Source organism: Providencia sp. PROV269, from assembly GCF_028477785.1.
GTDB classification, from domain to species: Bacteria; Pseudomonadota; Gammaproteobacteria; order Enterobacterales; family Enterobacteriaceae; genus Providencia; species Providencia rettgeri.
The window spans coordinates 180,422-199,790 of record NZ_JAMPLV010000005.1 but is presented as its reverse complement, the minus strand read 5'-3'; the positions used below and the strand labels follow the sequence as shown (position 1 = coordinate 199,790).

Genomic DNA, 19,369 nt, shown 5'->3' with positions numbered 1-19,369 from the left:
CTATGAAATATTAGCCTTCAGGTAGGTTTTATCATGAATAATAAATTTATTTCTAAACAAGATGCCGCTAAATTAATTAATAATGGCGATACAATTTGTACTGTGGGAATGACATTAACCAGTGCTGCTGAATCTATTTTATCGGCAATTGAACAACGTTTTTTATCCGAGGGCGTACCAAATCAATTAACTCTCGTTCATGCGGCTGGGCAATGTAACCGTATTCGCGGGAATCAACACTTTGCCCATGAAGGAATGGTGAAACGGATTATTGGTTCTCATTGGGGGTTAGCGCCTAGATGGATGCAGATGATTAATGACAATCAAGTCGAAGCGTATTGTCTTCCGCAAGGGCAAATGGTGCATTTATATGGCGCAATGGCCGCAGGCTTACCAGGACGCTTATCCAAAGTGGGGTTAGGGACATTTATCGACCCTGATCTTGAAGGCGGGAGGATGAACGTTAAAACGTTGGCGCTTCCTCCTTTAGTTGAAAAAGTGAATTTCAAAGGGGAAGAATGGTTATGGTACCCAGAAATTCCTTTAGATGTGGTGGTGATCAGAGGAACCCATGCGGATAGTAAAGGTAACCTCACCACCGATGAAGAAGCCATGGCGTTAGAAGTTTTACATGCGGTACTGGCTGCTAAACGCTTTGGTGCCAAAGTAATTGCACAAGTGAAGTATTGTGTTGAAGAAGGGACTTTACATCCTAAGCGTGTCACGGTTCCCGCCAGCTTTATTGACCACATTGTCGTGTGTGATAACCCTGAAGAAGACCATCGCCAATCCTCAAGCTGGTTTTTTGACCCAACGCTATGCGGTGATATTCGTACGCCTATCCAACAAACTACGCCATTACCTTTAGATATTCGCAAATTGATTGGGCGAATTGCATGCCGTTATCTATATGAAAACTGTGTGATTAATTTAGGAACGGGAATTCCAAACGATGTTATTGGTTCAATTATTCAGGAAGAAAATGCAACCAAGCGGGTTGATATTACCGTGGAGTCAGGGATCTGGGGGGGCGTTCAAGCCGGCGGTATTGATTTTGGCATAGGCCGTAACCTGTCAGCGATGATTAGTCACCAAGACCAAATGTTGTACTACAACGGGGCAGGCGTTGATATCACCTATATGGGCGCAGGGGAAATGGATGCCAGTGGTCATGTCAATGCGACATTGTTAGGCAATATTTGCCCTGGTGCAGGTGGGTTTATTGATATTACCCAAAATGCTCGGCACGTAGTGTTTTGCTCGACGTTCACGGCAAAAGGGTTAGATATTCGTTGTGAAAATGGGCAATTAACTATTGTGCGGGAAGGGGATATTAGAAAGTTAGTTAACCAAGTACGGCAAATTTCATGGAATGCGGATGTCGCACGAAATATCAACCAAACCATGCATTTTGTCACGGAGCGTGCGGTGTTCACTTTAGGGGGGAAAACACCAGTACTGGTTGAAATTGCCCCCGGTATTGACCTAGAGCGTGACATTCTTGCCCATATGGACTTCGTACCTGAAATTTCGCCTGATCTGAAAGTGATGGACTCTTCATTATTTGAAGAGGCGCCTTTTGGTCTGATTTCGTATTTGTAGTTTCAATATTAAAGAGGAATTTATCCATGTTAGTAAAAGATAAAGTTGCCATTGTGACGGGTTCTGCAAGAGGTATTGGTTTTGCGATTGCTCAGGTACTTGCAGAAGAAGGGGCAAAAGTTGTTATTTCTGATTTAGCCATGTCATCAGGTGAAGAAAGTGCAAAACAGCTACAAGAACAAGGCCATCAAGCCATTTTCATTCCTTGCGACATTGCTAAACGTGAAGAGGTGAATGCCTTATTTTCTAACGCATTAGCACATTTTGGGGTGATTGATGTACTGGTGAATAATGCGGGGATCAACCGAGATGGCATGCTGCATAAATTAACGGAAGATGATTGGGACAAAGTGATTGATATCAATCTGAAAGGGACATTTAACTGCATGCAAGAAGCGGCAAAATTAATGCGTGAGCAAGGAAGTGGCCGAATTGTCAATATTTCCTCGGCGAGTTGGCTTGGGAATGTTGGGCAAGCCAACTATGCCGCGTCCAAAGCCGGGGTTATTGGTCTGACTAAAACGGCTTGCCGTGAACTAGCCCGTAAAGGTGTCACAGTAAATGCGATTTGCCCAGGATTTATTGATACAGATATGACTCGTGGTGTACCTGAAAAAGTTTGGGACATCATGATTAGCAAGATCCCTGCGGGTTTTGCTGGCGATCCACGTGATGTCGGCCAATGTGTTGCATTCTTAGCCTCTGATAAAGCGCGTTATATCAATGGGGAAGTGATCAATGTTGGCGGCGGAATGGTGTTATAGGGGGAAATAATGAAACAAGCGAATGATATTGTCATTGTCAGTGGTGTGAGAACAGCAATTGGCACGATGGGAGGAAGCTTTGCAAATACGCATCAGCACGACCTTGGGGCCGCGGTTATCCGTGAAGCCGTGAAAAGAGCTGGAATTGCTCCCGAAGATGTCAATGAAGTCATTGTGGGTAATGTTGGGCAAATTGCAGAAAGTGGTTTTATCGCTCGTATTTGCCAACTGCGAGCAGGGCTACCAAAAGAAACTACAGCATATTCGGTTAACCGCCAATGTGGTTCCGGGTTACAAGCTTTAGCCGATGGCATGATGTTACTGCAGACTGGTCAATCCGATGTTGTGGTGGCATGCGGTACAGAAAATATGACGATGCTGCCGTACTACTTACGCAAAGCGCGTTATGGCTACCGCATGGGGAATGATGTGCTCGAGGATGGATTAACGTCCATCCTAACTTGGCCAGAAGGCCCTTATCACAACGGAATGACTGCAGAAAACGTTGCAGAACAGTTCAATATTACCCGCGAAGAGATGGACGATTTTGCATGGGACAGCCAGCAAAAAGCGTTAAAAGCGATTCAAGCGGGTTATTTTGCTGACCAGATATTGCCAGTAGAAATACCGGAAGGCCGTAAAGGCACACGTATTTTTGATACCGATGAACATCCACGTGATACACCACGTGACAAATTGGCTAAGTTGCGCCCTGCATTTAAAGCCGACGGTGTGATCACGGCGGCAAACTCGTCAGGGATTAATGATGGCGCTGCGGCATTAGTGATGATGCGACGTGAAGAAGCAGAAAAACGTGGCCTGAAACCAAAAATGAAAGTGGTCGATTGGGCAGTTGCGGGTTGTGAAGCTGCCATTATGGGCTTTGGGCCTGCACCAGCGACGCGCCGACTCATGGAAAAGCTCAAGATGAATGTAAAAGATATTGACTTAATTGAGCTAAATGAAGCATTTGCGGCACAAGCTATCGCAGTTATGAATGATTTATCTCTTGATAGCACTAAGGTGAATGTGAATGGTGGCGCAATTGCTTTGGGTCACCCAGTGGGTGCCAGTGGGGCTATTTTGCCCGTGAAGTTAATGTATGAAATGGAACGCCGTCAGGTTGCCACCGGGTTAGTCACGATGTGTATTGGTGGTGGCCAAGGGATTTCAATGTTGTTCGAAAGAGAATAAGAAAAACTGCAAGCAGAAAGCCCGACGTGGGGCGTCGGGCTGTTGCTGAAGTAAAAGCTACAGGTATGGGTCACTTAGAACCAAGAGCCGTACCTGTTTCACTACAACATGAGGATCTTATCTATGTTTTCTACAAATGCAAAGTTAGATTATGCGGCTCAGGGGAAAAAAACCAACGCAAAGATATACCGTAACCTGATGCCGTTGTTGATTTTAGCGTACATTATTAGCTTTATTGACCGAACGAATATTGGCATGGCAAAAAATGCGATGTCGATTGATTTAGGATTATCTGCAACCGCATTTGGTATCGGAGCAGGGCTTTTTTTCCTAACCTACTCAATTCTTGAGATCCCAAGTAATTTGATCATGGAAAAAGTAGGCGCGCGTTTTTGGATCACGCGGATCATGATCACGTGGGGGTTATTATCTGCGGCGATGGCATTTGTGACAGGGCCGACTTCTTTTTATATCTTACGGTTATTACTGGGAGCAGCTGAAGCGGGTTTATATCCCGGGGTTATTTTATATATGACATATTGGTTTAGCCAAGAGGAACGAGCTAAAGCAACGGGGTTATTTTTACTTGGGGTCTGTCTTGCGAATATTATTGGAGCACCGCTAAGTGGCTTATTGCTGAGTATGGATGGCTTATTAGGTTTCCATGGTTGGCAATGGATGTTTGTTATTGAAGGTTTACCCGCGGTGATCCTCGCATTTGTTGTGTGGTTTGTGTTGCCGAATAAACCGGAAGATGCGAAATGGTTAGATGAGGATGATCGGAATTATATTAAATATAAACACGACCAAGATAAAAACAGCATTAGTGTGAGTAATAGTAAATTCTCACTTAAGGCGGCATTTAAAAATAAAGCCTTTATGATGATTGTTGCTATCTATTTTACTCACCAGTTCTCCGTCTATGGTTTAAGTTACTTTTTGCCTACTATTATAGGTGAGTATGGCAAACTGACACCGATTCAAATTGGCTTATTAACGGCGATCCCTTGGATTTCAGCTGCAATTGGTGGCATTTTTGTGGCGAGAAAAGCCAATACACCGCGTCGTTCATCACGTATTTTAATTTCAGGTTATGCCGTGATGGCGGTTGGATTAGTGATAGGTGCACTGGGAGGCCCAGTTGTTGGCTTAATAGGCTTTTGCTTGACTGCATTTATGTTTTTTGTGGTTCAATCGATTATTTTCTCTCTTCCACCCACTTATATGAGTGGCAGTATGCTGGCGGGAAGTTTAGCATTATTGAACTGCTTAGGATTATTTGGTGGTTTCCTCGGCCCGTTTATTCTTGGTTTTTTTGAGGATTACACTGGAACAGCGACTTCTGGATTATGGTTTGGTGTCGGTTTGTTAGTTATCGGAACGATTATTGCTTCACGAGTGAATACTAACGGTATGAGCGAACCTCAACCATTACAAGTATCGGCTTCAGTGGAAAGCAAATAATTCAACATCGCCATTTACAATAGGAAAGTCTGCATGAAAATTGTTATCGCACTTGATTCCTTTAAGGGAAGTTGTTCTGCAAGGTTAGCATGTCAAGCCGTTGCTGAGGGTTTCAAGCGTGTATCCTCTGAATTAGATATGACGTTATTACCCATATCTGATGGTGGAGAAGGTTTGTTGGAGTCACTGGAACATAGCCCGGCGCTTTCTGGTGTAACACCTTACATTTTTAGCTGTACTGGACCTTATGGTAGTAAGGTTGATGCAGGATTATTAGTGCTGGAGGAAAAAACTGCTTTTATTGAAATGGCACAATGCTGTGGGCTGGAATTAGTTCAACGCGAGCACCGTCGCGTTGAAAATGCCTCGACTTATGGTTTGGGGGAAATGGTCAAGCATGCACTCGATATGGGTTGCTCTCGTATTGTCATAGGGATAGGAGGAAGTGCAACTAATGATGGTGGTGCAGGGTTTGCTCAAGCATTAGGTGCTTTGTTTTATGATAAAAATTCTCAGCTTATTGAGGCGCCAATTTGCGGTAAAGACCTCATTAATATTGCAAAGATTAATTTTGATAAATTTGACTCGCGAGCCGCTAAGGTTGAATTTAATGTCTCTTGCGATGTTGAAAACCCTTTATTAGGCAATAACGGCGCGACTTATATTTATGGTCCTCAAAAGGGAGCGGACAAAGCCACACTTGATCAGCTTGAAATGGGAATGGCTCACTATGCGAAATTAATGTCAGCAATAACGGGAAAAGATGTTTCGCTGGAGGCGGGCAGTGGCGCTGCGGGTGGATTAGGTGCGGGGCTTCGTTGGTTTGTTTCGGCAAAGCTCGAAAAAGGAATCGATCTCGTTTTGGGGCTCCTTGGTGCGAAATCCTATATTCAACAAGCGGACTTAGTCATTGTAGGAGAAGGGCGGCTTGATAGCCAAAGTGCGAACGGTAAGGCTCCTGTGGGAGTGGCTCGTATGGCCAGTCATTATGGTGTGCCTGTTATTGCGCTTTGCGGAGGATACAGTGAAGATAGCCGTATCCTATATCAACATGGTATTAGCGCAATGTGGTCATTGTGCCCTGGGCCGATTTCCCTTGAGCAAGCCATGACAAATGGTGAGCGTTACTTGGCAGATACAGCAGAAAATTTGCTGCGAACCGTACTAGCGAATCCGAATAAGCAAATAAAACCCTAAAGTGAGGCGGTAAGATGCTACTGACTGAAAAATTAGCCAATGATATTGTCACGCGTGCAATGGGGATTATCCATCACAACGTCAATGTGATTAATAGTCAGGGCGTGATTATCGCCTCAGGGGAAAAAAAGCGTATTGGTGAAATTCATGAAGCCGCAGTGGAAGTGATTCGCTGCGGCAAACGGATCACTATTTACAATGAAAATGAAGCACGAGCTTATTCGAATGTAGCTCCGGGGATAAACCATCCGATTGTTGTGGCAGATAAAGTGGAATTAGTCATTGGGGTGAGTGGTGACCCTGTTGTGATCCAGCGTTATGCTGAGCTTGCCATACTGACGGCTGAGCTGCTAATTCAACAAGAAATTGAGCGGCGTAGTATTAACTGGCAGCACCGTTTGCGAGATATGTTATTTGTCCAGTTTATAGAAAGTACAACGCAAGCACAGGGGCGCAGTGCGTTACTCAAACTGCATAACTCTGGTTTTGCATTCACTTTACCGACTATTCCTGTGATTATTAATATTGAAGCTATTCAGTATCGTCCTGAAATACTCGATACGATCATTACTGAATTATCAGCCATGGAAAAAAGTGATGTGTTATTGCTTAATAGCCGCGAAATTTTGATGCTATTTCCATCAACTCATTATCAAAATGAATCATTTATTCCTAATCTTCATTTCATTCTAGATAGCCAGCTTAGCCAATATTATATTGGTGTTGGTGTCCAGGCAGATACGCAGGAACATGTGAGGGATGCCGTTCATTTCGCACGTTCAGTCATTGAAGTTGGCCGGCTAACTGTGCCCGATAAACAAGTTTTTCTATTTAAAGAAATGGCATCTTTATGCCTCTTTAATGAATTGGAAAATAGCTATCTATTTAATTTCTTTTTGGATATTTGCCATAAAATATTGTTGCATGATTCGGGGGATATTTTAATTGAAACCCTTGAGTTATTCCTATCGCAAAATGGGGAAATAGGCAGTACCGCACAGCAATTAGGCATTCACAGAAATACATTAAGTTATCGGTTACAGCAAATTAAAAAGCAAACCAGTTTGGACCCGACAAGGTTTACGGATCTGATTCAATTATCTGTTGCTATGCATGGCTATCGTCGACGTTACCCAAAACAACAGCCATGGCTTGATGCATTAAGTTAAGGTGCAGTGTCATTACTTTTGTTGTAAAACCCAAATAGCCGCTTCAACGCGTGATTTTAAATTGAGTTTCTTTAGTAGGTGTTTGACATGGACTTTGACGGTGCTCTCTGTGATTTGTAATTTATTAGCAATCATCTTATTTGATAGCCCCTGAGAGATTAAATCTAAGATATGGGTTTCTCTTGGGGTTAATGCCGATAAATTATGCTCTGTAGAGGCTCGGTTATCTCTTAAGGATTCAGCTAAAATAGAGGCGAGCGTTGGGCTAACGACCATTTTACCACTTGCTGCTTCTTTTAATGCAATAATTAATTTTTCGGGTTCCATGTCTTTCAGTAAATAGCCATCAGCACCTCGTTTTAATGCATTAATTAAGTCTTCACCGTAATTGGATACTGTAAATAAGATAATACGGCCTGAAAGTTCGCGGCTACGTAAACTATCGAGTACTTCAAAGCCATTCATACCCGGCATATTGAGATCTAATAGGATTAAATCGGGGTCTTGCTCTTCAGCAATTTTAATACCCGTTATTCCATCGTCTGCTTCACCAATTACTTTTAATGTGGGTTCTAAACTAATTAATTGTTTAACTCCGTTACGTAGCATCGGGTGGTCATCAATCAGTAAAATGGTGGATTGCCCAGTTAGTTTATTTTCATTTTTCATTAATGAGTTACTCCAATTCAATTAAGCCACAGTCAGTGGAAATTCGACATTAACAGTAGTGCCTCCTTGAACTCTTGGCGAAATTTGATATTTCCCATTTAGGCTCAGAGCTCTCTCCCTCATAATAATCAATCCGTAATGGTTATTTTTTGTTGGCTGAGGCTGAATCCCTTCCCCATTATCTTCTATCGTCATGGTGATTAATCCGTTATTTTCAATTAATGAGACTTGTGACCAGTTTGCATTAGCATGTTTGAGAATATTGCTTAAAGCTTCTCGGATTATCTGGATAATATGGATAGATTGATGTGGGGAGAGGCTTTTTGCTGGAATTTGGTAATTTAATCCAATTTGAAAACCAAGGCGCTGACTGAATTCTTGGATTGTGCTTTCTAAAGCCGGGAATAAGCCGGGTTCAGTTAATTTTAGCCTGAAGGTTGTTAAAAGTTCACGTAATTGGCTATAAGCGGAATTTATTTCATTACGCATTTCGTTTAATAGTTCTTGGTGCTTAGTTGGCAATGTTTTAGGTTGCATTTGCAGATAACTAATTTGCATTTTGAGACAAGATAATGATTGTGCGATTGAATCATGCAATTCTCTCGCAATCGCCGAGCGTTCATCCATAATCAGTAACTGCTGTTGTTGTTCTAATTGGTGCTCCATCGCTAGCATTCCAGCAATTTGTTTAACTAGCATCAGCACTAAATTATTTTGCTCTTCAGATAATGGCTGATTTATATCTATTTCAGCCAAAATCATGCCATAACGCTGTAAGTTATCGGAAATCTCCCATGATATTACTTTAAGTTGTTCAGTTACCTTGGGTGACTTGAGAGAGTGCTCTTCGTTTTCTGGGCAATGAATTTCATGAAAGTAGGTATCATTATTTTCTTCGTATAGTCTCAAGCTGATATTCTGTAGCGGTATTAAGCTTTTAAGCTCAGATAATACTTTTTCTAACCTGACTGATAATGGCCCAATGGCATGTAAGGTGCGATTAGATTGGTATAAATAGAGTAATACTTTATTTTTATTTTGCAGGTCAGCCGTTTTTTCGATAACTCGGGATTCTAATTGATGGTAACTTTGTGCAAGCTCATCCGACATTTGATTTAACGTTTGGCCCAGTGAATTTAGCTCATCTTGTTTTTTGCCTGCAGGAAAGCGCTGACTAAAATCTTGGTGACTAATCGCATTCACCATATGAAGTAACTTAAGCCAAGGTGTATAAATTTTCTTTCTAAAATGGCAGATAGCAAAAATAAGTAGCAACGAAACGAGGCTAATAAATACCATTTGAGTGATTGCTACATAGGTTATCTTTCGTTCTGTTTTTTCATCAATATTGCGAACTAATGCATCAAGCTTATTAACAAAAGTAACGACCGCAAGCCGTGCATCATTAGGCGAAACTGCATGGTTAAGTGCAGGTTTTAATTCTGTAACCCAATATTGATAAATCTCAGAAAATTGCGGTTTTAAATCTTCTATTTCGACGACTTGTGTCAGTTCATCGCTTAATAAATTTTTCTCAAGTTCACTTACATATACGTCAGAATATTGGTTGAGTGGTACTAATGAAAGTAAATGATAGCTTTGCATCCGCAATGAGCCTGATTTATTAATTGCATGTGCATTTCCTTGCACACTAATGATCATACTATTTGAGATTGTCATGCCAATAATACCGAGTACGGCAATCAATAACATTAAACCAATAACTTGGTTAATGATTGAAAATCGGTGATAAGCAATAGACATAAATAATCCTTTCTACGGTACATGTTTATTCATTATTTTTGATAACGTAGATATTGTTTCTCTATTATATAAAATTGAATATGCCACTTCGGTATTACTCCTTAATATCCCATTGAAATATTCGCTTTAAATTCCAATACATAAAATTACCGAGTAATAAATTTTTTTGTTTTAATTCAATTTGTTATTGGCTTGTACTCCTAATACCCCTCTAGTGGTTAACGAAAAAAAACGCGAATATTTCATTTAAGTCTCTCTTGATTTAGATCAGCTTCACGGTGGTCTATTCGCCACACACTGCGAACAGAAATTGTATTTATCGGGGTGATTTATGTCTCAACGAGATAATGTTAATAACGTAGTTGCACCGTCAAATAACGGAGTTATACAGGATTGGCGTCCTGAAGATACTCGGTTTTGGCAGCAAACAGGGCAGCGTATTGCAAATCGTAATTTATGGATTTCTATTCCATGTTTATTGCTCGCATTTTGCGTATGGATGTTATTTAGTGCAGTTGCAGTTAACTTAAATAAAGTGGGTTTTAATTTTACGACAGACCAATTATTTTTATTAACCGCATTACCTTCCGTTTCAGGCGCTTTATTAAGAGTCCCTTATTCATTTGTTATTCCTATTTTTGGTGGGCGTCGCTGGACGGCGATTAGTACACTATTTTTAGTGATCCCATGTATTTGGCTAGGTTATGCGATTCAAAACCCTGCCACGCCTTATCAAGTCTTTGTCATTATTTCCCTACTTTGTGGTTTTGCTGGCGCTAACTTTGCGTCCAGTATGGCCAACATCAGCTTCTTCTTTCCTAAAGCTCGCCAAGGCGGGGCACTTGGTCTAAATGGTGGGTTAGGTAATTTAGGGGTCAGTGTCATGCAATTGGTGGCTCCTTTCATTGTAGGTGTTGGCGTATTTACTTTTGTGGGTGGAGCTGGAGCGGCTCAGCCGGATGGCTCAACGTTGTGGTTAGAAAATGCCGCTTGGATTTGGGTGCCATTTCTGCTGCTTTTTACTGTGATGGCTTGGTTTGGCATGAATGATTTAGCGGCGAATAAGGCATCTCTTAAAGCGCAGTTACCTGTTTTGAAACGGGGTCATCTATGGGTATTAAGCCTGTTATATCTGGCAACATTCGGCTCATTTATCGGTTTTTCTGCCGGTTTTGCTATGTTATCGAAAACGCAGTTCCCAGACGTCATTATTTTGAAGTTTGCCTTTTTTGGCCCTTTCCTCGGAGCTCTAGCTCGTCCAGTCGGCGGCATGTTGTCTGACCGTTTTGGTGGTGTGAAAGTCACATTACTGAACTTTGTGGTCATGGCGGTTTTCTCCGGCTTGCTATTTTTTACGTTACCAGAAAACGGCCAAGGAGGCTCTTTTGGAGCATTTTATGGCGTATTTATGGTGTTGTTTTTAACGGCAGGGCTAGGTAGTGGCTCAACCTTCCAAATGATTGCTGTCGTTTTCCGTAAATTAACTATGGACAAGGCCATCTTAAGAGGAGCTTCAGAGCAAGAAGCCCAAAAAGAGGCGGTAACAGAAAGTGCTGCGGCTCTAGGGTTTATTTCTGCAATTGGGGCAATAGGTGGCTTCTTTATTCCAAAAGCGTTCGGTACATCACTAACACTGACGGGGTCACCGGCAGATGCGATGAAAGTGTTTTTTGTATTTTATCTTTCCTGTGTGTTTATCACATGGCTGGTATATGGCCGTAAACACAAATAATAACAAGTCATAAAAATCAATTTTAGCAATGTACGGCGCCGGTCGCCGTCTCTTTGGAGGCAATCCGATGAGCAAGTTTTTAGATAGATTTCGGTATTTTAAGCAGTTAGGCGAGACCTTTTCAGGTGATCACGGGCAAGAATTAAATGTAAATCGTGATTGGGAAGATGGTTATCGTAGCCGTTGGCAGCATGACAAAGTCGTGCGTTCCACCCATGGTGTTAATTGTACTGGCTCTTGTAGCTGGAAAATTTATGTCAAAAATGGGTTAGTCACTTGGGAGACCCAACAGACGGATTACCCACGCACTCGCCCAGACCTACCTGATCATGAACCAAGAGGATGCCCTCGTGGGGCGAGCTACTCTTGGTATTTATATAGCGCAAACCGTGTTAAATACCCAATGATGCGTAAGCGCTTACTTAAATTGTGGCGTGAAGCAAAAGCAGAGCATCAAGACCCTGTTGCAGCGTGGCTATCTATTATCAATGATCCGCAAAAGGCACAAAGCTATAAACAAGCTCGTGGCCGTGGTGGTTTTGTTCGTTCAAGCTGGCAAGAAGTGAATGAACTGATTGCAGCGGCAAACGTCGCGACGATTAAAGAATTTGGTCCTGACCGCATTGTTGGCTTTTCACCAATTCCTGCGATGTCGATGGTTTCCTATGCCTCAGGCGCCCGTTATTTATCCCTTATCGGTGGAGCTTGTCTGAGCTTCTACGATTGGTATTGTGACTTGCCACCCGCATCCCCAATGACTTGGGGCGAACAGACTGATGTACCTGAATCAGCGGATTGGTACAACTCATCCTACATTATTGCTTGGGGTTCTAACGTTCCGCAAACCCGTACGCCAGATGCTCACTTCTTTGCAGAAGTCCGCTACAAAGGGACTAAAACAGTCGCGGTGACGCCGGATTACGCGGAAATTGCCAAATTATGTGACCATTGGTTGAACCCGAAACAAGGAACAGATAGCGCCATGGCAATGGCGATGGGGCATGTGATCCTCAATGAGTTCCATGTAAAACGTGAAGCAGAATACTTCCGTGAATATGTGCGAACTTACACCGATATGCCTATGTTGGTGATGCTCGATAAGCACGAAAATGGTGCCTATGTTGCTGGGCGTATGCTGCGTGCTTCGGATCTCGTTGATTCTTTAGGCGAAGAGAAAAATGCCGAATGGAAAACCATCGCGATTGATGAAGAGACGGGCGAATTATGTGCTCCACAAGGTTCAATGGGGTTCCGTTGGGATGGCGGTCAAAAATGGAATTTAGAGCCGCGTGCGGGACAAGATGCACATGACATAAAAATGAAACTCAGCTTGGCAGATAGCCATGATGAATTTGTTGAGGTTGGCTTCCCATACTTTGGTGGTTTAGAAAGTGAGCATTTTCAAAGCGTTGAACTGAAAGACGTCTTACTGCATAAATTACCTGCGAAACGTATTCAGCTTGCCGATGGCAGCGAGTCACTGGTTACTAGTGTGTATGATTTGATGCTTGCTAACTACGGCATTGACCGTGGTTTTGGTGATGAAAACTGTGCGGTTGATTACGATGATATGAAAGCGTATTCACCGGCGTGGGCAGAAAAAGTCACTGGGGTTAGCCGCCAAAATATCATTCGTATCGCCCGTGAATTTGCGGATACCGCAGAGAAAACTCACGGTCGTGCGATGGTGATTGTCGGGGCAGGGATTAACCACTGGTACCACATGGACATGACTTACCGTGCGATTATCAATATGTTGATTTTCTGTGGTTGTGTTGGGCAAAGTGGCGGCGGCTGGTCTCACTATGTTGGGCAGGAAAAATTACGTCCACAAACGGGTTGGTTACCTTTAGCATTCGGTTTGGACTGGCAGCGCCCACCTCGTCATATGAATAGCACCTCTTTTTTCTATAACCATTCAAGCCAATGGCGTTACGAAACGGTGGGAACAGAAGAGTTGCTGTCGCCTCTAGCCGATAAACACGCCTTTAGCGGCAGTTTAGTTGATATGAATGTACGTGCAGAACGCATGGGGTGGCTGCCGTCAGCGCCACAATTAAATGTAAACCCATTAAATATTGCGAAGAATGCACAAAATGCAGGTATGTCACCCACAGACTATACTGTTAAGCAATTGAAAGAAGGGAATATTCGCTTTGCAGCAGAGCAACCTGATGATCCTCAAAATTTCCCACGTAACCTGTTTATTTGGCGTTCAAATTTATTGGGGTCTGCAGGGAAAGGTCATGAATATTTATTGAAATATTTATTGGGTACTGAAAATGGTATTCAAGGCAAAGACTTAGGCCAACAAGGCGGCGTCAAACCTGAAGAAGTGGAATGGCAAGATAAAGCGGCAGAAGGGAAAGTTGACTTAGTGGTGACTCTCGACTTCAGAATGTCGAGCACCTGCCTGTTCTCGGACGTTATCTTACCGACCGCTACTTGGTATGAAAAAGACGATATGAATACCTCGGATATGCATCCATTTATTCACCCATTGTCAGCTGCGGTCGACCCAGCTTGGGAATCCAAAAGCGACTGGGAAATTTATAAGGGGATTGCCAAAGCATTTTCTGAGGTCAGCGTTGGGCACTTAGGCAAAGAAACGGATGTGGTGACGTTGCCGATTCAACATGATAGTGCAGCCGAGATGGCACAACCGTTTGATGTTAGAGATTGGAAAAAAGGGCAGTGTGAGCTTATTCCAGGGAAAACAGCGCCACATATTATCTGTGTTGAGCGTGACTACCCAAACACTTATGCACGTTTTACCTCTCTTGGCCCACTCATGGATAAACTGGGTAATGGTGGTAAGGGCATCAGTTGGAATACGCAAGATGAAATTGATTTCCTGAAAAAGCTCAATAAAACTCAGCCTGAGGGGGCTAATGCAGGGCGACCAAAAATTGAAACAGCGATTGATGCCGCAGAAGTCATTTTAACACTCGCGCCTGAAACTAATGGGCAAGTGGCAGTAAAAGCATGGGATGCGTTAAGCAAAGTAACGGGCCGCGACCATACTCATCTTGCTCGTTATAAAGAAGACGAAAAAATCCGTTTTCGCGATATTGTTGCGCAGCCGCGTAAAATTATATCGAGCCCTACATGGTCAGGGCTGGAAGATGAACATGTTTCCTACAACGCCTGTTATACCAACGTACATGAAATGATCCCATGGCGGACGCTCAGTGGTCGTCAGCAATTGTATCAAGATCACGAATGGATGCGCGCCTTTGGGGAAAGCCTTGTGGTGTATCGCCCACCGATTGACACTCGAGCGGCTCAGCCTCTTATGGGGAAAAAATCGAATGGATTTCCTGAAAAAGCACTGAACTTTTTAACACCGCACCAAAAATGGGGGATCCACTCTACTTACAGCGACAACTTATTAATGTTGACGTTAGGCCGCGGTGGTCCAGTTGTTTGGCTTAGCGAAGAAGATGCTCGTGAACTGGGTGTTGAAGATAACGATTGGGTTGAAGCTTTTAACAGTAATGGGGCATTAACCGCCAAAGCGATCGTTAGCCAACGTATTCCTGATGGCATGATCATGATGTACCACGCCCAAGAACGGCTGATCAACTTACCCGGCTCTGAAATTACGGCTCAACGTGGCGGAATTCATAACTCGGTCACGCGTGTTTGCCCGAAACCGACCCATATGATCGGTGGCTATGCGCACCTTGCCTATAGCTTCAATTATTACGGAACAGTAGGTTCTAATCGTGATGAATTTGTGGTTGTTCGCAAAATGAAACAGGTTGACTGGCTGGATGGTGAAGGTGATGCCTACCAGCAGACCTTGAGCGGAAAGGAGAAAGCATAATGAAAATTCGTTCTCAAGTCGGCATGGTGCTAAACCTTGATAAATGTATTGGTTGTCACACTTGTTCAGTGACCTGTAAAAACGTGTGGACTAGCCGCGAAGGTGTAGAATACGCATGGTTTAATAACGTCGAAACCAAACCGGGTATTGGTTATCCCCAAAATTGGGAAGACCAAGAGAAATGGAAAGGCGGCTGGATCCGCACCATTAAGGGGAAATTGGTTCCACGGATGGGAAACAAAGTGGGTGTTTTATCGAAAATCTTCGCTAACCCAGATGTACCTGCCTTGGATGATTATTATGAGCCGTTTAATTATGACTACGGCCATTTAAAAAATGCCAAAGAAGGCAAGCACGTACCGACAGCACGTCCTCGTTCATTAATTACGGGTGAGCGAATGAGTAATGTCAAAATGGGACCAAACTGGGAAGATGATTTAGGTGGTGAATTCGCCAAGCGAGCCCAAGATAAAAACTTTGAACATATTCAAAAAGAGATGTATGGGCAGTTTGAAAATACATTCATGATGTATTTACCACGCCTTTGTGAACATTGTTTAAACCCAGCGTGTGTCGCGACCTGCCCAAGTGGGGCAATTTATAAGCGCTCAGAAGACGGTATTGTGTTGATTGACCAAGATAAATGCCGCGGCTGGCGTATGTGCTTAACCGGTTGCCCGTATAAAAAAATCTATTTCAATTGGAAAAGTGGTAAATCAGAAAAATGCATTTTCTGTTATCCACGTATTGAGTCAGGCATGCCAACGGTCTGCTCTGAAACCTGTGTTGGTCGTATCCGTTATTTAGGGGTATTGCTGTATGACGCGGACAAAATTGAGTCAGCGGCCAGTGTAGAAAAGGAAACTGACCTTTACCAGAGCCAACTTGATGTTTTCCTTGATCCTCATGATCCAAAAGTGATTGAAGAAGCGCAAAAACAAGGGATCCCATTAAGTGTGATTGATGCGGCACAGAAATCCCCAGTGTACAAAATGGCGATGGAATGGCGCTTAGCTCTGCCACTGCATCCTGAATATCGCACGTTACCAATGGTGTGGTATGTGCCACCTTTGTCACCGATCCAGTCAGTGGCAGATTCAGGGCTCTTAGCCAATAACGGTGTATTGCCGGATGTAGAAAGCTTACGTATTCCAGTGCAATACCTTGCGAATTTGTTAACGGCGGGGGATACCGAGCCGGTGTTATTGGCGTTAAAACGTATGTTAGCGATGCGCCATTTCAAACGGGCAGAAACCGTGGAAAACCAATGTGATACCAGCGCGTTAGAACAAGTTGGCTTAACACAAGCTCAGGCACAAGAAATGTACCGCTATTTAGCCATTGCTAACTATGAAGACCGTTTTGTCATTCCATCCAGCCATCGAGAATTGGCACGCGAAGCGTTCCCTGAAGCCAAAGCTTGTGGCTTTAGTTTTGGTGATGGTTGCCATGGCAGCGATAGCAAAGCGAATTTATTTAATAGCAGGCGAATTGATGCCATTGATATCACACCAAAAAATAATCAGGAGAAAGCACTATGATGACACTAAAAGTGATTTCTCGGTTATTGGAATACCCTTCGGAAGCGCTTTGGTTACATCGCGATGAGCTCATTGAAGCACTAGAACAGGCTGATGAGCTGCCTGTCACACGGGCTGTTCAATTGATGGTGTTTGTGCGCGAGTATCTTAACGAAGACTTACTTGATATGCAGGCGCAATATTGTGAGCTGTTTGATAGAGGCCGCGCAACATCATTATTGCTATTTGAGCATGTGCACGGTGAGTCCCGAGACCGAGGACAAGCGATGGTGGATTTAATGGCTCAATATCAGCAACACGGTTTGCAAATTGATTGCCGTGAATTACCTGACCATTTGCCCATTTATTTGGAATATCTAACGGTATTACCGACCAATGAAACTATCGAGGGGTTGCAGGATATTGCGCCAATTTTAGCGTTGTTAGGGGAAAGGCTGAAACAGCGAGAAAGCCGTTTCTCTGTTTTATTTGATTTTTTACTTGAGCTTTCTCATAGCGATATTGCGGCGGAGCAATTAAGCAAACAAGTGGCAACCGAAGTACGGGATGACACCCCAGAGGCATTAGATGCGGTTTGGGAAGAGGAGCAAGTGAAATTTTTTGCCGATGAAAAAACATGTGGTAGCGAAGTGGCGGCACATCAACATCGCTTCGCCAATGCGGTGGTACCACAGTATTTGGATCTCAGTGTGGGCAGCAGCCATGTAGGAGTTCAAAAATGAATTTTATCAATCAATTTTTCTTCGATATTTACCCCTATATCGCTGGGACGGTATTTATTGTCGGTAGTTGGTTACGTTACGATTATGGGCAATACACGTGGCGAGCGGGTTCCAGCCAAATGTTGGATAAAAAGAATATGCGTTTGGCATCAAACTTATTTCATTTGGGGATTATTGGGATTTTTGTCGGCCACTTTTTAGGCATGCTAACGCCTCACTGGATGTATGAATCTTTCTTGCCAATGCATATTAAGCAGTTAATGGCAATGATTGGTGGGGGCGCAGCAGGTGTGATGATGTTAATTGGTGGTGCGATGCTATTGAAGCGCCGCCTAACAAACCCACGAGTGAGGGCAACTTCATCCTTCGGTGACATCATGATTTTAACCTTGCTGGTGGTGCAAGTTTGCTTAGGATTACTTACCATTCCATTCTCAGCACAACATATGGATGGCAGCGAAATGCTGAAATTAGTGGGATGGGCGCAGTCTATTGTGACATTCCATTGGGGGGCATCCAATTACCTTGAAGGTGTTGGCATCGTTTTTAAACTGCATATTGTGTTGGGGATGACGATATTTTTACTCTTCCCATTCTGCCGTTTAGTGCACATTTGGAGTGCACCTATCGAATACCTGACTCGTCGGTATCAATTGGTGAGAAATCGCCATTAGGTTGGGTTCCACAAGGAGGTGGGCCAGTACATTGCTTTTGTACAACTTGTTCTTGTGTAAACAACAAATATTGCTATTTTGGCACCCCATCTCATATGAGATGGGGTTTTTTGTTTTATTTAGTGCTGGTTGGCTCGATATAGCCAAGGCGGCGGGAAATCAGTAAGCAAACGTGGGCAAGTTCTTCATTAACACGGTCTATTTTGGAAACCATTCTGTGAGTCGGCCCAGCGACACTAATCGCGCCGATCACATTACCGGTATAATTAAATATCGGCCTAGCAACACAGGTGAGCCCTTCTTCATTTTCTTCATTATCTAAAGAAAAACCTTTTATACGAATATCGGCCAAAACTTCATACAGTTTCATGCGGTCGATAACTGTTTTTTCAGTGTATTTGGTTAACGGTTTATCCAGTACTGCATCAATTTCTTCTAACGGTTGGAAGGCTAATAAAGCTTTCCCTATACCAGTACAATAAGCGGGTAGTCGAGCACCCAGTTTTGCGGAAGTTTGAATGGATAGCGTTCCTTCACTTTTATAGAGATAGACCACATGGCCACTGTTATAAACCCCTAAAAAGCAAGTTTCAAACGTTGAACTCGACAACGTTTTTAAATAAGGGATTGAAACTTCGACTAAATTAACATTCATTAAGCCTTTAATGCCTAATTCGAGGCTTTTTAAGTCAAGGTTATAGCGTTCTGTAAGATGGTCTAAGCTGACATATTGGCGTTCTTTTAGTGTTTCTAATACGCGAAAAGCCGTGGTTTTTGGAATTTCCGTATTCTTGACCAATTCGGCCAAAGAAATTCCGTCAGAATGGTTACTAATCTCTTCAAGTATGGTCAGTACTCTGTCGATACTCGACGAGTTTGCTTGACTTTCTTTCGTCATCGTAGGCTCCTCACTCACGCTAAGCTCTTTCATTGTACTCATTATTTAAACGTCGTTCCATTTTTACCTCGATGCAATTTTTTTCTCTGAAAAAACATGCAGTACGTAATGTATTGATCTTCATTGAATTTGATTTTTTGATTGTGATCG

14 protein-coding genes are annotated in these 19,369 nt (G+C 43.0%); 11 read left to right on the top strand and 3 right to left on the bottom strand.

Features of this window, described 5'->3' with window-relative positions; all coding sequences use genetic code 11:
* Positions 1-33 precede the first annotated feature (33 nt).
* From PR683_RS08890 to PR683_RS08865, 6 genes are all read left to right on the top strand, one after another.
* The gene (locus PR683_RS08890) at positions 34-1,602 is read left to right on the top strand and encodes an acyl CoA:acetate/3-ketoacid CoA transferase (RefSeq protein WP_109912756.1); all 1,569 of its coding nucleotides are present in this window, start codon (positions 34-36) and stop codon (positions 1,600-1,602) included.
* Between the two features lie 26 nt (positions 1,603-1,628).
* Positions 1,629-2,366 carry a 3-oxoacyl-ACP reductase FabG gene (fabG, locus tag PR683_RS08885; protein WP_209101757.1) on the top strand — a complete coding sequence of 246 codons (738 nt, stop codon included), beginning with the start codon at positions 1,629-1,631 and terminating at the stop codon, positions 2,364-2,366.
* A 9-nt stretch (positions 2,367-2,375) separates the two neighbouring features.
* Complete coding sequence (locus PR683_RS08880; protein ID WP_004907765.1) at positions 2,376-3,560, top strand: thiolase family protein; 1,185 nt, start codon at positions 2,376-2,378, stop codon at positions 3,558-3,560.
* A 123-nt stretch (positions 3,561-3,683) separates the two neighbouring features.
* The gene (locus PR683_RS08875) at positions 3,684-5,024 is read left to right on the top strand and encodes an MFS transporter (protein WP_004907769.1); all 1,341 of its coding nucleotides are present in this window, start codon (positions 3,684-3,686) and stop codon (positions 5,022-5,024) included.
* Positions 5,025-5,057: 33 nt separating this feature from the next.
* A complete protein-coding gene (locus PR683_RS08870; protein WP_102138109.1) occupies positions 5,058-6,221 on the top strand; it encodes a glycerate kinase in 1,164 nt (387 codons plus the stop codon).
* A 14-nt stretch (positions 6,222-6,235) separates the two neighbouring features.
* Positions 6,236-7,390 carry a CdaR family transcriptional regulator gene (locus PR683_RS08865; protein ID WP_004907773.1) on the top strand — a complete coding sequence of 385 codons (1,155 nt, stop codon included), beginning with the start codon at positions 6,236-6,238 and terminating at the stop codon, positions 7,388-7,390.
* 12 nt (positions 7,391-7,402) lie between these two features.
* On the opposite strand, the gene narL is transcribed toward PR683_RS08865, so the two are convergent.
* Both narL and narX read right to left on the bottom strand, forming a co-directional pair.
* Entirely contained in the window at positions 7,403-8,059 is a 657-nt protein-coding gene (gene narL / locus PR683_RS08860) for a two-component system response regulator NarL (protein WP_004907776.1), read from the bottom strand.
* 21 nt (positions 8,060-8,080) lie between these two features.
* Positions 8,081-9,823, bottom strand: coding sequence for a nitrate/nitrite two-component system sensor histidine kinase NarX (gene narX, locus PR683_RS08855; protein WP_102138108.1), 1,743 nt, complete (start codon positions 9,821-9,823; stop codon positions 8,081-8,083).
* Positions 9,824-10,154: 331 nt separating this feature from the next.
* Between narX and PR683_RS08850 the strand changes: the two genes are divergently transcribed.
* The 5 genes from PR683_RS08850 (at position 10,155) to narI (ending at position 18,321) form a co-directional block, all read left to right on the top strand.
* Positions 10,155-11,555 carry a NarK family nitrate/nitrite MFS transporter gene (locus PR683_RS08850; RefSeq protein ID WP_102138107.1) on the top strand — a complete coding sequence of 467 codons (1,401 nt, stop codon included), beginning with the start codon at positions 10,155-10,157 and terminating at the stop codon, positions 11,553-11,555.
* 67 nt (positions 11,556-11,622) lie between these two features.
* The gene (locus tag PR683_RS08845) at positions 11,623-15,384 is read left to right on the top strand and encodes a nitrate reductase subunit alpha (RefSeq protein WP_267751102.1); all 3,762 of its coding nucleotides are present in this window, start codon (positions 11,623-11,625) and stop codon (positions 15,382-15,384) included.
* Entirely contained in the window at positions 15,384-16,925 is a 1,542-nt protein-coding gene (narH, locus tag PR683_RS08840; RefSeq protein ID WP_109912751.1) for a nitrate reductase subunit beta, read from the top strand. Before PR683_RS08845 ends, narH begins: the two co-directional genes overlap by 1 nt.
* Positions 16,922-17,647 carry a nitrate reductase molybdenum cofactor assembly chaperone gene (gene narJ, locus PR683_RS08835; RefSeq protein WP_004907791.1) on the top strand — a complete coding sequence of 242 codons (726 nt, stop codon included), beginning with the start codon at positions 16,922-16,924 and terminating at the stop codon, positions 17,645-17,647. The genes narH and narJ overlap by 4 nt, the downstream gene beginning before the upstream one ends.
* Positions 17,644-18,321 carry a respiratory nitrate reductase subunit gamma gene (gene narI, locus PR683_RS08830; RefSeq protein WP_004907792.1) on the top strand — a complete coding sequence of 226 codons (678 nt, stop codon included), beginning with the start codon at positions 17,644-17,646 and terminating at the stop codon, positions 18,319-18,321. Before narJ ends, narI begins: the two co-directional genes overlap by 4 nt.
* Before the next feature lie 115 nt (positions 18,322-18,436).
* On the opposite strand, the gene PR683_RS08825 is transcribed toward narI, so the two are convergent.
* Complete coding sequence (locus tag PR683_RS08825) at positions 18,437-19,219, bottom strand: IclR family transcriptional regulator (RefSeq protein WP_226538021.1); 783 nt, start codon at positions 19,217-19,219, stop codon at positions 18,437-18,439.
* Between the last annotated feature and the right edge of the window lie 150 nt (positions 19,220-19,369).

Excerpts from the sequence above, each read along its gene's own strand:
- narJ (WP_004907791.1), top strand. The coding sequence starts at position 16,922 with ATGATGACACTAAAAGTGATTTCTCGGTTATTGGAATACCCTTCGGAA.
- narI (WP_004907792.1), top strand. The coding sequence starts at position 17,644 with ATGAATTTTATCAATCAATTTTTCTTCGATATTTACCCCTATATCGCT.
- PR683_RS08865 (WP_004907773.1), top strand. The coding sequence starts at position 6,236 with ATGCTACTGACTGAAAAATTAGCCAATGATATTGTCACGCGTGCAATG.
- PR683_RS08845 (WP_267751102.1), top strand. The coding sequence starts at position 11,623 with ATGAGCAAGTTTTTAGATAGATTTCGGTATTTTAAGCAGTTAGGCGAG.
- PR683_RS08890 (WP_109912756.1), top strand. The coding sequence starts at position 34 with ATGAATAATAAATTTATTTCTAAACAAGATGCCGCTAAATTAATTAAT.
- PR683_RS08880 (WP_004907765.1), top strand. The coding sequence starts at position 2,376 with ATGAAACAAGCGAATGATATTGTCATTGTCAGTGGTGTGAGAACAGCA.
- PR683_RS08875 (WP_004907769.1), top strand. The coding sequence starts at position 3,684 with ATGTTTTCTACAAATGCAAAGTTAGATTATGCGGCTCAGGGGAAAAAA.
- PR683_RS08825 (WP_226538021.1), bottom strand. The coding sequence starts at position 19,219 with ATGACGAAAGAAAGTCAAGCAAACTCGTCGAGTATCGACAGAGTACTG.
- narX (WP_102138108.1), bottom strand. The coding sequence starts at position 9,823 with ATGTCTATTGCTTATCACCGATTTTCAATCATTAACCAAGTTATTGGT.
- narL (WP_004907776.1), bottom strand. The coding sequence starts at position 8,059 with ATGAAAAATGAAAATAAACTAACTGGGCAATCCACCATTTTACTGATT.
- fabG (WP_209101757.1), top strand. The coding sequence starts at position 1,629 with ATGTTAGTAAAAGATAAAGTTGCCATTGTGACGGGTTCTGCAAGAGGT.
- PR683_RS08870 (WP_102138109.1), top strand. The coding sequence starts at position 5,058 with ATGAAAATTGTTATCGCACTTGATTCCTTTAAGGGAAGTTGTTCTGCA.
- narH (WP_109912751.1), top strand. The coding sequence starts at position 15,384 with ATGAAAATTCGTTCTCAAGTCGGCATGGTGCTAAACCTTGATAAATGT.
- PR683_RS08850 (WP_102138107.1), top strand. The coding sequence starts at position 10,155 with ATGTCTCAACGAGATAATGTTAATAACGTAGTTGCACCGTCAAATAAC.